Origin of the sequence: Microbacterium meiriae (assembly GCF_025143875.1) — a bacterium.
In the GTDB taxonomy this organism is placed as follows: Bacteria; Actinomycetota; Actinomycetes; order Actinomycetales; family Microbacteriaceae; genus Microbacterium; species Microbacterium meiriae.
This window is the reverse complement of sequence record NZ_JAMBDU010000015.1, coordinates 1-12,937: the sequence shown is the minus strand read 5'-3', so window position 1 is coordinate 12,937 and position 12,937 is coordinate 1. Positions and strand designations below refer to the sequence as shown.

Genomic DNA, 12,937 nt, shown 5'->3' with positions numbered 1-12,937 from the left:
AAGACAACGAGATGACGATCACGACGAGACGTCGAGGATCGCTCGCCAAGGTCGAGGGCCGCCAGGCGCTGGGTTTCGCAAGCCCAGCCCTGGTGGGCCTCGCCCTGTTCACGATCGTGCCCGTGGGGCTCTCGATCGTGATGAGCGTCTTCGACTGGCCGACCTTCGGCGAACGCACCTTCAACGGGGTGGACAACTACGTCAAGCTGTTCACCAGCAGCCCGGACTTCTGGCCCGCGCTGCGCAACTCGGCGGTGTACACGCTGCTGTACGTGCCGTTGAGCGTCGCTCTCTCGCTCGTGCTCGCCCTCGGCCTCGGCCCCCGCATCCGCGGCCGCGGTGCCCTGCGCGTCCTCTTCTTCATCCCTGTCGTGACCCCGATGGTCGCGAACGTCCTGGTGTGGAAGATGATGCTGCAGCCGCAGGGGCTCTTCAACGGCCTCTCGGTCACCTGGTTCGGCATCGAGCTGCCGAACTTCCTCGCCGACCCCAACTGGGCGATGATCATGGTCGTCGTCATGAGCGTCTGGCAGGGACTCGGCTACAACATGCTGATCTTCTCCGCCGCCCTCGAACAGCTCCCGGAGAGCGTCCTGGAAGCGGCCAGTATCGATGGCGCACAGGGCATCCGGCGTGTGTGGAGCATCATCATCCCGATGATCTCGCCGTCGATCTTCTTCGCGACGATCATGACGATGATCACCTCGCTCCAGGTCTTCGTCCAGCCGCAGATGCTCACCGGAGGCGGCCCCGGCAACGCCACCAAGCCCCTCGTGATGTACATCTGGGAGCAGGGCTTCACCTTCGGCGATCTCGGACTCGCCGCCGCCGCCGCGTGGATCCTGTTCGCGATCATCATCGCGATCACGGGCATCCAGTTCGCCGCACAGAAGAAGTGGGTGCACTATGAGCACTGAGACCCTCGTCCGGCCCACCGGCACCGCCCCGCGGCGTCAGCGCGAGCGGGAGAAGGCGCGTGGTGCGGCGACCACGCCGGGCGCGCGCGCCCGACTGATCCTCGCGCACGTCACCATCTACGTCGCGGCGCTCATCTTCATCGCGCCGCTCGTCTACGCGTTCTTCTCGGCCCTCAAGCCGAACTCCGAGATGTTCTCGATGCCGCCGACGCTCGTGGGCTCCGAGCTCCGCTGGAGCAACTTCGTCGACGTCTTCGCCTACGGGCCGTTCCTCACGTACATCATGAACTCGTTCATCGTGGCGATCGGCGGCACCCTGGTCGTGCTCGTGGTGTCCACGACCGCCGGATACGCGTTCGGGCGCCTGCGGTGGAAGGGCCGCGACGCGGTCTTCGTCCTCTTCCTGGCCACGCTGATGGTGCCCGCCGAGGTGCTCGTCATCCCCATGTTCCAGGTCATGCAGTGGTTCAACTGGGTCGACACCTATCAGGCGCTCATCCTTCCCTTCGCGTTCGGCGCCTTCGGCACGTTCCTGATGCGGCAGTTCTTCCGCGGCATCCCCTACGAGCTGGAGGAGGCAGCCCGTGTCGACGGCGCCGGCCCTGTCCGGTCCTTCCTGCAGATCATCCTGCCGCTGTCGAAGTCCGCGGTCGCGGTACTCGCGGTCTTCACGTTCCTGTCCTTCTGGAACAGCTACCTCTGGCCCCTCATCGTCACGGTCGACTACAACGCGCACGGCACGCTGCCGGTCGGTCTGGCGAGCTTCGCCGGTCTCACCGGCACCCGGTGGGACCTGCAGATGGCCGCCGCCATCATCTCGATGATTCCGACCACCCTGCTCGTGATCGTGCTGCAGAAGCACCTGGTCAAGGGCATCGCGATGGCCGGACTGGGCGGACGATGAACGCGGTCGGGCAGCAGACGGACGACCCTCGACGAACGACCACGGGCCCCGGGTCCGACTTCGCTCTGGCGGGGGTGGACATCGGGGGCACGAAGATCGCGGCCCTCGTCGTGGACGCCTTCGGAGACGTCCTCGCACGCGGAAGCGTCCCGGCGCCCGCGAGCGTCGGCGGCTCGGCGATGGCGGACGCCGCGGCCGACCTCGTCACGCGGCTGGCGGCCGAAGCCGGTGTCGCCGTCGCCGCGGTGGGGGTGGGTGCCGCGGGCGTCATCGACCATGAGAGCGGCACCATCCGTGCCGCGTCCGCCCTGTTCGCAGACTGGGCGGGTTTCCCGCTCGGCCCGGAGCTGGCGCAGCGCGTCGGCGTCCCGGTGCGGGTCGAGAACGACGTGAACGCCTTCCTCCTCGGAGAAGCCGCCGCGGCGGGTCCGAGCGTTCCCGATGTTCTCGGTGTGATGCTCGGCACGGGCGTCGGCGGCGCGCTGGTCATCGGCGGGGAGCTGCACCACGGCCCCCACGGCGCGGCCGGCGAGATCGGGCACACGCCCGGTTACAGCGACCTCGTCTGCACCTGCGGGCAGACCGGTCACCTGGAGACCCTGGCGTCCGGGACGTCGATCGCCCGGCGGTTCGAGGAGCGCACCGGTCGTCCGGTGAACGATGCCAGGGAGGTCGCGGAGGTCGCACGGGCCGGCGACGCCGACGCCCGCGCCGTGTTCGACGCCGCCGGACGGGCGCTCGCTCTCGCCTGCGCCAGTGCCGCGACGCTCCTCGACCTGCCGATCGCCATCGTCGGCGGCGGGGTCACGGCCGCCTGGGACCTCCTGGAGCCGTCGATCGAGCGGACGCTCGGTACCGATGCCCCAGTGTCGGGCATCGCGCTGCGCGTCGTCCCCGCCGTCCTCGGAGCCGACGCCGTCGCGCTCGGCGCCATCGAGAGCGCACGACGCGCCCTCGCCCCCGTTTCCTGACCACGACTGCGACCGCAGAGGAGAACACCACCGTGACCGCACGCCCGGAAGCCCACGAGATCTGGATGGGTCCGCTGCCGCCGCTCGCCGAGGGCGGGCTCGCGCGGCCCCGGATCGGCATCGGCGGCATCTCCATCGAGTCGAGCACTTTCTCCCCGCATATCTCCGGGGACGAGGCCTTCACGATCCGCACCGGCGATGCACTGCGGGCGTACTACCCGTTCCTCGACGCCGGACGCGAGCTCGCCGAGGCCGCGGAGTGGGTCCCGCTCACGCACGGCCGTTCGCTGCCCGGTGGTGCCGTGGACCCGGACACCTACCGCCGGATGAAGGACGCGATCGTCGAGGGGATCCGCACGCAGGGGCCGTTCGACGGATTCTTCTTCGACATCCACGGCGCGATGAGCGTCGTCGGGATGGACGATGCCGAGGGCGACCTCGCTCTCGCGGTGCGGGACGCCCTGGGCCCGGACACCCTCGTCTCCACATCGATGGACCTGCACGGCAACGTCTCGGAGACTCTGCGCGACGCGGTGGATCTGCTCACCTGCTACCGGATGGCGCCGCATGAGGACTGGCTGAACACGAAGGAGCGGGCGGTGTGGAACCTGCTCGACCGTCTCCGCGGCCCGCACGGCAGCGACGTGCAGGCACGGCGGCCCTTCACGGCCTGGGTGCCCGTGCCCGTGCTGCTGCCCGGGGAGAAGACGAGCACGCGACTGGAGCCCGCGCGGAGCATCTACGCCGAGCTGCCGGAGATCGAGGCGCTGCCTGGCGTCGTGGACGCGTCGGTGTGGATCGGCTATGCATGGGCCGACGAGCCGCGCTGCCAGGCGTACGTCGTGGTCACCGGGGACGACAGGGAGGTCATCGCCCGTGAGGCGGAGCGCGTGGCCCGGATGTTCTGGGAGGCACGGAAGGACTTCGTCTTCGTCGCGAAGACGGGAAGCCTCGACGACGCGCTGGAGGAGGCGCTGGCCCCCGGTGCCCCGCATCCGTACGTGATCTCCGACTCCGGGGACAACCCGACGGCCGGGGGAGCGGGCGATGTGACCTGGACCCTCGCCCACCTGCTGCAGCGACCCGAGCTCACCGACGGCACGCACACGACGCTGGTCGCCTCGATCTTCGATCCGCGGGCCGTCGCCGAAGCCGTGGAGGCGGGCGTCGGTGCGACGGTCACGCTGTCAGCCGGAGCCGCGGTCGATTCCGGGCCCCACGGACCGGTCGAGATCACCGGCACGGTGTTCTCCGTCACCGACGGCGACCCGGACGCCGGCACCCAGGTGGTGCTCGCGGTCGGCGGGCTGCACGCCATCCTGACCGAGCGCCGCAAGCCCTTCCACCACCTCTCCGATTTCCGGATTCTGGGGCTCGAGCCGACGACGGCCGAGATCGTGGTCGTGAAGATCGGCTACCTGGAGCCGGAGCTGTACGAGCTGGCAGCGGGATGGACGCTGGCGCTCACCCCGGGCGGGGTGGACCAGGACCTGCTCCGCCTCGGACACCATCGCCTGCGCCCCGGGGTGTTCCCGTTCGACACGACAGGCGACCCCGATCTGACCGCGGTGGTCGTGCGCCGCGGGGCCGACGAGGAGGACACGGCATCATGATGAACTTCGAGAAGCGCACCGGCCCCGACTTCGGTGCGGCGTCCCCGGTGTACCCCGCGAACGGCGTGCCGGACTGGTACCGCGACGCCAAGCTCGGCTTCTTCGTGCACTGGGGGCTGTACTCCGTGCCGGCGTGGGCCGTGCAGCACGGGGAGGGCGTGAACATCCCCACCGAGGATGCCTATGCGTGGCACCAGTACGCGGAGTGGTACGGCAACACGGTGCGCATCCCGGGCAGCCCGACGTGGGAGCGCCACCAGCGCACCTACGGTCCTGGGACCTCGTACGAGGACCTCGCCGACCAGTGGGACGCCGACGCCTTCGATGCCGAGGCCTTCGTCGGTGAACTCGTCGCGGCCGGAGCGCGCTATGTCGTGCCCACGACCAAGCACCACGAGGGGTTCTGTCTGTGGGACACCGCCACGACCGGATTCAACGCCGTCGCGCGCGGCCCTCGCCGTGACCTCATCTCCGAGTTCCACGACGCCACGCGGCGGGCGGGAGCCAAGTTCGGCGTGTACTACTCCGGAGCGCTCGACTGGCACGTCAGCGACTTCCCACCGATCGAGTCGGACACCGACCTGTTCCGGTTCCGTCGCAACGACGCCCACTTCTCCCGGTACGCCGCCGCGCAGCTCGAGGAGCTCGTGGAGCGGTTCGCGCCCGACGTGCTCTGGAACGACATCGAGTGGCCGGACGGCGGCAAGGGCACGGAGGAGTACGCCGTGGCCGCACTCCTGCAGCGGTACTTCGACGCCGTCCCGGACGGTGTGGTCAACGACCGCTGGGGTGTGCCGTACCACGGGTTCCTCACCCGCGAATACACGGACATCCCGGACATCATCCCCGAGCCGTGGGAGTCGACCCGCGGGCTCGGCTACTCGTTCGGGTTCAACCAGGCGGAGGACGAGCGCCACTCGCTCTCCGGCGCGGCCCTGATCCGGCTCCTCGTCGACGTCGTCGCGAAGAACGGCAACCTGCTCATCAACGTCGGCCCCGCGGCGGACGGATCCATTCCGGCGCTGCAGCGGAAGGCGATGCAGGAGCTCGGCAGCTGGCTGGCCGTGAGCGGTGCGGCGATCTACGGCACGCGGCCCTGGACGCGGATGGGGGAGCGCACGGGGGCTCCTCGCCGCTACACCACGTCCACCGACGCGGTGCACGTGCATGCGCTCGACCCGGCGGACGGCGAGTTCGAGCTGCCGTCCGAGCTCACGGCCGCTGCGCTGTCGTGGGCCGACGGGACCCCGGCGGAGGTGTCCGCAGACGGCGGTTCGACCCGCATCGTGATCCCGGCCGGTCTCCGCGAGGCTCCGGTCGCCGTGCTCACCGCGCACGGCGCCTGACACACGCTCCGCAGAAGGGCCCCCGTCGGTGATCCGACGGGGGCCCTTCGTCGCTGAGCTAGGGGCGCGTGCGCTCCTCGAGAACCTCGATCACGTGGCGGTACGGGCGGCCGGTGGCGCGGGTCATGCCGATCTCGCACGTGCGGTTGGCCGACACGAAGGCGTCGAAGCCGCCGCGGGCCGTATCGGCCGCGGAGACTTCGGCCGATTCCTGGGCCGTCGCGCTCGCGGTGAGCTCGGGGTGCAGCATGCCGCGGTCACCGGCGAACGCGCAGCAGCCCCAGCCGTCGGGCACGAAGACCTCGTCAGCGACGGCGGCGGCGATCGCCGTCAGCGCCCCGGTCGCGCCGAGCGCGGTCGTCGAACAGGTCGGGTGCACGGCGATCGAGGGGAGCTTCGCATCGACGGAGAGGCGCGGCAGCACCTCCCGCGCGACGAACGTGGTGGCGTCCTCGATGCGCAGACCGGCGTACTCCGGATGGGCGGCGACGGCCTGGGTGAGCATGACGTCGAGGCCCTCGGTGCAGGAGGCCGCGTCGCAGACGACCGGGAGCTCCCCGTGATGGCTGGCGTCCCAGAGCGAGGCCAGCACCCGGTCGGACATGAGGCGATAGCCGTCGAGGTGCCCCTTGGACTTCCACGGTGTCCCGCAGCAGAGCCCGCCGTTCTCCTCCGGGACCACGACGGGGATCCCGGCGCGGTCGAGCAGGGCGCGCAGGGCGTCGCGGGAGCCGGGACCCTCGTCCTCCGGACCGAACATCGTGCCGATGCAGGCGCCGAAGAAGACGGCCTGGGCGTCGGGAGGCGAGACCGGTCGGGGCGGCGCGGTGCCGCCGCGGGGGAGACCCCCGTCGTAGAGGGGGACGGTATCGGCGCCGAGCACCGCCCGTCCGACCCGCGTCGCGCCGCGCACGAGCGGGACGGGGAGAGCATCGGCGACCGTGAGGGCGACGCCGCCGGCGCGAGTGACGGTGCTCCAGTGCTTCGCCGCCGTCCCCCAGGCCGCACCCTCCACCGCGTTCTCCTGCTCGGCCCGGAGGCGGCGGACGAGGTCGCCGGTGTTGATGTCCACCGGACACGCGACGCCGCACATGCCGTCGACCGCGCAGGTCTGCACGCCGTCGTAGTCGTAGTCCGCGCGCAGGTCCCGCAGCAGCGCCGTGTCGCCCTGCTCCTCGGCCCAGGCCATGTCCCGCCGCAGCACGATGCGCTGCCGCGGGGTGAGCGTGATGCTCTTGCTCGGGCAGGTCGGCTCGCAGTAGCCGCACTCCACGCAGCGGTCCACCTCGCGCTCCACCGTGGGCACGCGCTTGAGATCCCGGAGGTACGAGTCCGGGTCGTCGGACAGCACGACGCCGGGGTTGAGGATCCCGTCCGGATCGAACAGCCGCTTGATCTCCCACATCATGTCGGTGAGCTCGTCGCCGTACTGACGCCGCACGAACGGCGCCATGATGCGTCCGGTACCGTGCTCGGCCTTGAGGGATCCCTCCTGCGCGAGGACGAGCTCGACGAGGTCGTCCGTGAAGCGGCGGTACCGCGCCACGCTCTCGGGGTCGTCGAAGCGCTCGTTGAGCAGGAAGTGGACGTTCCCGTCCTTCGCGTGCCCGAAGATCACGGAGCCCTCGTAGCCGTGCTGCGCGAACAGCTCGATCAGTCGCTCGCAGGTGGCCAGCAGCCGGGGGACGGGGACGACGATGTCTTCGAGGAGCGCGGTCGTCCCGGACGGCCGCGCCCCGGCGACAGCGGTGTAGAGGCCCTTGCGGACGTGCCACAGTGCGGCGCGCTCGGCGGCATCGGTCGTCAGGCGTGGGGCGACGGCGAGGGGGAGGGCATCGAAGTGCGCCTGCGCTGATGCGCTCGCGACGGCGAGGGCGTCGTCATCCACGGCGTGCACCTCGACGAGGAGGGCGGCGTGGCCCTGGACGTCGATCTCGGAGATCGCGGCGGGGACGTCGCTCAGGCCCTGGGCGACGCGCAGCGAGGCGGCGTCGAGGAGTTCGATCGTCGCGAGTCCGAGCTCCGTGAGAGCGGGGAGCGCGGTCATCGCCGCCGACAGCGTCTCGAAGACGAGCAGACCGGTGGCGATCGCGGGGCGCACCTCGATGGTGCGGAAACGGGCCTCCGCGACGAAGCCGAGGGTCCCTTCCGATCCGATGAGGAGGTGTTCAAGGATCCGCACCGGGTCGTCGAAGTCGAGCAGGGCGTTCAGGCCGTAGCCCATCGTGTTCTTCATCGAGAACTGCTGCCGCAGGAACGCGACGTTCCCGGGCGAGGCGAGCAGACGCTCCCGGAGCGACGACAGCCCGGCGAACAGGGCGGGTTCCGCGGCGCGGAGCACGTCCGCGGCGTCCGCGCGTCCGGTGTCCAGGACGGTGCCGCTGGGCAGCACGACGACCATCGACGTGATCGTCTGGTACGAGTTCTCCGTGATGCCGCAGGCCATGCCGCTGGAGTTGTTCGCGACGACGCCGCCGATCGTGCAGGCGATCTCGCTGGCCGGATCCGGCCCGAGCTTGCGGCGATACCGGGCCAGCCGCGTGTTCACCTGCCGGACGGTGGCCCCGGGGCCGACCCTGACCGCGGCGCCGTCGTCCTCGATGTGGATGTCGCGGAAGTGGCTGCGCGTGTCGACCAGGATATCGCCGCTGATGCCCTGTCCGGAGAGGCTGGTGCCGCCGGAGCGGAACGTGAGCGTGCGTCCGGCCGCCCGGACCGCCGAGAACGCGCGGGCGACGCCCTCCGCGTCCGCGGGGGACAGCACCGCGTCCGGGACGAGCAGGTAATGCGAGGCGTCGTGGGCGCGGGCGAAGCGGTCGATGGATCGGGCGTGGACCTGCGTCTCGGGCCCCAGCAGTGCGGGATCGAGGGGGTGGTCGAGGGTGGTGGGCACGGTGCTCCTCTGCTCCGCTCGAAGATTGTCAGACAAGTGTACTGAACGACGGACGCCTCACTAGACTGTTCCGCATGACCTCGATCGCGGAGCGCCCCCTCGGCGTGGTCGGCGTGGTCGACGCCGTGACCGGACAGCTGCGCAGCCGGATCCTCTCCGGCGAGATCCGCTCGGGGGAGCCTCTGACCGAGGCGGCCGTCTCCCAGACCTACGGCGTCGCCCGTCCCAGCGCGAAAGCGGCCATCGAGCAGCTCGTGGCCAGCGGGCTGCTCGTGCGGACGGCGCATCGCACGGCGCGCGTGGTCGGCATCGAGGCGGAGACCGTCCGCGACGTCTACCGCACGCGGATCCGGCTGGAGAGCGCGGCACTACGCGAGCTGGCGGAGAGCGTCGCCGTGCCGGCAGCCGCCGTGGCGGCGAACGCCGAGCTGCAGGCGATGGCACCTGGCCCTGATCCCGCGACGGTCGATCCCGACCTCCGCTTCCACACGGCGCTCATCGACGCCCTGGGCAGCGAGCGGACCAGCCGCATGTACCGGAGCGTGCTGGACGAGGTGCGGCTGTGCATGGCGCAGGTGCAGGGGCGGCGTCTCCTCGATGCCGAACTCATCGCCGCGCAGCACGCGGAGATGCTCGAGGCTGTCGCCGCCGGGGACGCGGAGCGCGCCGCCGCGGTGCTGCGCGCCCACCTCGCCTCGGCGGAGGACCGTCTCGTCGAGGCCCTGAGCGCCTCCTGACGTCAGCCTTCGTCGGCCGGGGCATCCTCGATCTGGATCGGGGCATCCGTCGGGTCGGCCCAGACGGGAGCAGGGAGAGGCGTGTCGACCTGGCCGGCCTGGATCGCGCGGAGGGCCTCGGTGATCTCGTCGGCGTTCTCGGGTACCGCCAGGCCGCAGGTGCGCAGCTCGGACGCGAACTGCAGGGTGAGCCGGATCTTCCCCGCCTCGATGGCCTCGGAGGTGGTGCCGGTGCGGATCTCGCTGCCGGTCTGGATCGCGGGCACCTCGTCGCAGACGTGATAGACCTTGCCGCCGTCGACCCACACGACCTCATCGGCCCCGAGGAGCTGGATCACGGCCGACTGATCCGCGGTGTACTGCTCGACGGACGGCGGGGCGAAGCTCGTCCCGACGATCGCGGCGAGGACGGCCAGGACGATGCCGACGATGCCGGCGGTCGCCTTCTGCCGCTTGTCCATGTCCTTGTTCAGGAAGATGAGGATGACCAGGGGGAGGAAGGCCACGACCGCGATGATCGCGCCGAGCTGGTTCTGGACGAAGAACCGCGTCTTGTCGGCGCGGCGCGCGGGGTCGAGAGTGTTGGCCTTCTTCCACAGGATCGAGCCGATGATCGACAGCGCCGCGATCACGAACAGCAGGACGAGCAGGGCGACGAACGCCCACTGGGGGAACTGCGCCGTCGCTCCCTGCTCTTCCAGGAGGCCGGTGTCCGGATCGCGGAGCAGCGCGCCGCCCTCATCGACGAACTCGCGCTGGCGCAGGAGCCAGAAGATGCCGATGGCCTCGCCCGCGATCGCGAGCGCCCAGAGGACCGCGGCGATGATGCGGAAGCGCGTCGCGGAGGCCTTGGCCTCCGGGCTCGGCGTCCAGCCCGCGGGCGGTTCGCCGGTCGTGGCGCCGGCCGTGGAACGACGCGGCGCAGCAGACGACGTGGGCTCGTTCTCGGCCATGGTTGTCCTTTCCCCCGAAAGTCCCCGGCGACCCCGCCGAGGCATCCCCGAGCCTAGTGGTCGGGGTGTCCTACTCTGGAGAGATGACATCCGATTCGGACGACGCCCTGAGCTGGGACGGCGACGACAGCGCGGAGCAGCGCCCCCGGGACGCCGCACGGCGTTCCACGCCTGCTCCGGAACCGATCCCGGCCGAGGCCGTCGCACCCTCGGCGTCTGCACCCGCGTCGGTGGACGAGGAGACCGCAGCGCCCTCCGGTCTCAGCAATGCGATGCTGGTCCTCGTCGGTGTCGTCGGGGGCGTCTACCTGCTCTACACCGTGGGGTGGATCGCCGGCGGTCTCCGCCTGCAGCCGCTCGCCTCGTTCCTCGTCGCGGATTTCATGTTCCTGCCCTGGTTCGTGCTGGCGATCGCCGCCTCCGCGCTCTGGTTCCTCGCGACGTGGGTGCTGACGCGGGGCCGGGCCTCCTGGATCCGCGCCGCCGTGCTCCTGGCCGGCGTCGTGCTGCTCGTGCCGTGGCCGTTCGTGACCGTGGGGGTGATCGGCTCATGACCGCTCCGGAGTCACCGTCCGCCGTGGCGACCGGCTCGCCGCGCTGGCTCGTGTGGACCGTCATCGCCCTCGCGGGGCTCTTCTACGCGTATGCGGTGTGGAACGCGGTCGCGCACCTCATCACCATGGCCCAGACCGGCCTCACCGGCACCGGATGGGCGACGCTGCTGTTCGGCGTGGTGTTCCCCGTGATCGTGTTCGGGTTCGCCTTCGCCATCGGCCGACGCCGTCGTGTGGGCGAGCTCGCCCTGACCTTCCTCGCCGGACTCGGCATCGTCGCGGTGTTCTGGATGAGCCTGCTCGCGCTGAGTCTGACGCTGCCCAGCGCCTGAGCCGGATCCGTCACGCCGTCACACGGCACGGAGCGGTCCCGGCGCTCCGGTAGAGTTGTCGCGATCGCGCCCCCGACGGTGTGCGGCGCATCGGCCCCTCCCGCCTGTCGCGCTGCCCCGAAGGATCCACTGTGCCGAAGCCTGTCGTGCTCATCGCCGAAGTACTCTCTCCCGCCACGATCGAGGCGCTCGGCCCCGACTTCGACGTCCGCCACGTCGACGGCACCGATCGCGAGGCGCTCTTCGCCGCCCTCGCGGAGTCGGACGCGGTGCTCATCCGCTCCGCGACCCGCATCGACGAGGAGGCGCTGTCGCACGCGCCGAAGCTCAAGGTCGTCGCGCGGGCCGGTGTCGGCCTCGACAACGTCGACATCAAGGCTGCGACCGCGGCCGGCGTCATGGTCGTCAACGCCCCGACGTCGAACATCGTCTCCGCCGCCGAGCTGACGGTCGGCCACATCCTCAGCCTCGCCCGCCGGATCCCGGCCGCGCACGCCTCGCTGTCCGCCGGCCAGTGGAAGCGCAGCTCCTTCACCGGTGCCGAGCTCTTCGAGAAGACCGTCGGCATCGTCGGACTCGGCCGGATCGGCGCCCTCGTCGCCGCTCGTCTGGCCGCCTTCGACATGCGCGTCGTCGCGTACGACCCCTATGTCACCTCGGCGCGCGCCCAGCAGCTCGGCGTGCAGCTCCTCTCGCTGGACGAGCTCGTCGCCGAAGCCGACTTCCTCACGATCCACATGCCCAAGACCCCGGAGACGACGGGCATGATCGGCGCCGAGCAGTTCGCCGCCATGAAGCCGACCGCCTTCGTCGTGAACGTCGCCCGCGGCGGGCTCATCGACGAGGAGGCGCTGCACGAAGCTCTCGTCGCCGGTGAGATCGCCGGTGCGGGTCTGGACGTCTTCACCTCCGAGCCCCCGGCCGAGGGTGGCAGCGCCCGTGCCCTGCTCGACCTCCCGAACGTCGTCGTCACGCCGCACCTCGGTGCGAGCACGGAAGAGGCACAGGAGAAGGCCGGCGTCTCGGTCGCGCGCTCGGTGCGGCTCGCGCTCGGCGGTGACCTCGTCCCGGATGCGGTCAACGTCGCGGGCGGCGTCATCGACCCGTACGTGCGTCCCGGCATCTCGCTCGTGGAGAAGCTCGGTCAGATCTTCGCCGCACTGGCCACGTCGCCGCTCACGAGCCTCGACGTCGAGGTGCACGGCGAGCTCAACGACTACGACGTGAGCGTGCTCAAGCTCGCGGCCCTCAAGGGTGTCTTCACGAACATCGTGAGCGAGACCGTGTCGTACGTGAACGCGCCCCTCCTGGCGGAGCAGCGCGGCATCGCGGTGCGCCTGCTCAAGGACGACGTGAGCGAGGAGTACCGGAACGTCATCACCCTCACGGGGGCGCTGTCCGACGGAACGCAGCTCTCGGTGTCGGGCACGCTGACCGGACCGAAGCAGGCCGAGAAGCTCGTCGGCATCAACGACCACGCCCTGGAGCTGCCGATCGAGAAGCACCACGTCGTGATGCTCTACACCGACCGTCCCGGCATCGTCGCCGTCTACGGGCAGAAGTTCGGCGAGGCCGGGATCAACATCGCCGGCATGCAGATCTCGCGGCTCGCGGCGGGCGATCAGGCGCTCAGCGTGCTGACGCTCGACTCGCCCGTGTCCGAGGAGCTGCTGGACGACGTGCGCGGTGCCATCGACGCCGACCTCTTCCGTCAGAT

At 70.7% G+C, this 12,937-nt stretch carries 11 protein-coding genes; 9 read left to right on the top strand and 2 right to left on the bottom strand.

The features are described from left to right. Positions 1–11: 11 nt before the first annotated feature. The 5 genes from M4D53_RS10460 (at position 12) to M4D53_RS10440 (ending at position 5,751) form a co-directional block, all read left to right on the top strand. The gene (locus M4D53_RS10460; RefSeq protein ID WP_060920975.1) at positions 12–917 is read left to right on the top strand and encodes a carbohydrate ABC transporter permease; all 906 of its coding nucleotides are present in this window, start codon (positions 12–14) and stop codon (positions 915–917) included. Then, positions 907–1,821 (top strand): carbohydrate ABC transporter permease, encoded by a 915-nt coding sequence (locus tag M4D53_RS10455; protein ID WP_060920974.1) that lies wholly within the window; start codon positions 907–909, stop codon positions 1,819–1,821. Before M4D53_RS10460 ends, M4D53_RS10455 begins: the two co-directional genes overlap by 11 nt. Beyond that, positions 1,818–2,792, top strand: coding sequence for an ROK family protein (locus M4D53_RS10450; RefSeq protein ID WP_259953913.1), 975 nt, complete (start codon positions 1,818–1,820; stop codon positions 2,790–2,792). The genes M4D53_RS10455 and M4D53_RS10450 overlap by 4 nt, the downstream gene beginning before the upstream one ends. Before the next feature lie 65 nt (positions 2,793–2,857). Beyond that, positions 2,858–4,405, top strand: a complete 1,548-nt coding sequence (locus M4D53_RS10445) for a M81 family metallopeptidase (RefSeq protein ID WP_311198663.1) — start codon at positions 2,858–2,860, stop codon at positions 4,403–4,405. Then, positions 4,402–5,751, top strand: coding sequence for an alpha-L-fucosidase (locus M4D53_RS10440; RefSeq protein WP_259953911.1), 1,350 nt, complete (start codon positions 4,402–4,404; stop codon positions 5,749–5,751). The genes M4D53_RS10445 and M4D53_RS10440 overlap by 4 nt, the downstream gene beginning before the upstream one ends. A 58-nt stretch (positions 5,752–5,809) precedes the next feature. Here M4D53_RS10440 and M4D53_RS10435 read toward each other — a convergent pair whose 3' ends face one another. Next, the gene (locus tag M4D53_RS10435) at positions 5,810–8,644 is read right to left on the bottom strand and encodes an FAD-binding and (Fe-S)-binding domain-containing protein (RefSeq protein WP_259953910.1); all 2,835 of its coding nucleotides are present in this window, start codon (positions 8,642–8,644) and stop codon (positions 5,810–5,812) included. Positions 8,645–8,718: 74 nt separating this feature from the next. On the opposite strand from M4D53_RS10435, the gene M4D53_RS10430 reads away from it, so the two are divergent. Then, a complete protein-coding gene (locus M4D53_RS10430) occupies positions 8,719–9,381 on the top strand; it encodes a GntR family transcriptional regulator (protein WP_259953909.1) in 663 nt (220 codons plus the stop codon). A gap of 2 nt (positions 9,382–9,383) precedes the next feature. Here the strand turns inward: M4D53_RS10430 and M4D53_RS10425 are convergent, their stop codons facing one another. Then, entirely contained in the window at positions 9,384–10,334 is a 951-nt protein-coding gene (locus tag M4D53_RS10425; RefSeq protein WP_259953908.1) for a hypothetical protein, read from the bottom strand. A gap of 83 nt (positions 10,335–10,417) precedes the next feature. Between M4D53_RS10425 and M4D53_RS10420 the strand changes: the two genes are divergently transcribed. The 3 genes from M4D53_RS10420 to serA all read left to right on the top strand — a co-directional run. Then, on the top strand, positions 10,418–10,888 hold the full coding sequence (locus M4D53_RS10420) for a hypothetical protein (protein ID WP_259953907.1): 471 nt from the start codon (positions 10,418–10,420) through the stop codon (positions 10,886–10,888). Continuing rightward, positions 10,885–11,220, top strand: coding sequence for a hypothetical protein (locus M4D53_RS10415; RefSeq protein WP_259953906.1), 336 nt, complete (start codon positions 10,885–10,887; stop codon positions 11,218–11,220). The genes M4D53_RS10420 and M4D53_RS10415 overlap by 4 nt, the downstream gene beginning before the upstream one ends. Before the next feature lie 131 nt (positions 11,221–11,351). Beyond that, positions 11,352–12,937, top strand: a 1,586-nt coding sequence (gene serA, locus M4D53_RS10410; RefSeq protein WP_259953905.1) for a phosphoglycerate dehydrogenase, incomplete at its 3' end; no start/stop codon positions are given.

Excerpts from the sequence above, each read along its gene's own strand:
- M4D53_RS10440 (WP_259953911.1), top strand. The coding sequence starts at position 4,402 with ATGATGAACTTCGAGAAGCGCACCGGCCCCGACTTCGGTGCGGCGTCC.
- M4D53_RS10425 (WP_259953908.1), bottom strand. The coding sequence starts at position 10,334 with ATGGCCGAGAACGAGCCCACGTCGTCTGCTGCGCCGCGTCGTTCCACG.
- M4D53_RS10430 (WP_259953909.1), top strand. The coding sequence starts at position 8,719 with ATGACCTCGATCGCGGAGCGCCCCCTCGGCGTGGTCGGCGTGGTCGAC.
- M4D53_RS10420 (WP_259953907.1), top strand. The coding sequence starts at position 10,418 with ATGACATCCGATTCGGACGACGCCCTGAGCTGGGACGGCGACGACAGC.
- M4D53_RS10460 (WP_060920975.1), top strand. The coding sequence starts at position 12 with ATGACGATCACGACGAGACGTCGAGGATCGCTCGCCAAGGTCGAGGGC.
- M4D53_RS10445 (WP_311198663.1), top strand. The coding sequence starts at position 2,858 with ATGGGTCCGCTGCCGCCGCTCGCCGAGGGCGGGCTCGCGCGGCCCCGG.
- M4D53_RS10455 (WP_060920974.1), top strand. The coding sequence starts at position 907 with ATGAGCACTGAGACCCTCGTCCGGCCCACCGGCACCGCCCCGCGGCGT.
- M4D53_RS10415 (WP_259953906.1), top strand. The coding sequence starts at position 10,885 with ATGACCGCTCCGGAGTCACCGTCCGCCGTGGCGACCGGCTCGCCGCGC.
- M4D53_RS10450 (WP_259953913.1), top strand. The coding sequence starts at position 1,818 with ATGAACGCGGTCGGGCAGCAGACGGACGACCCTCGACGAACGACCACG.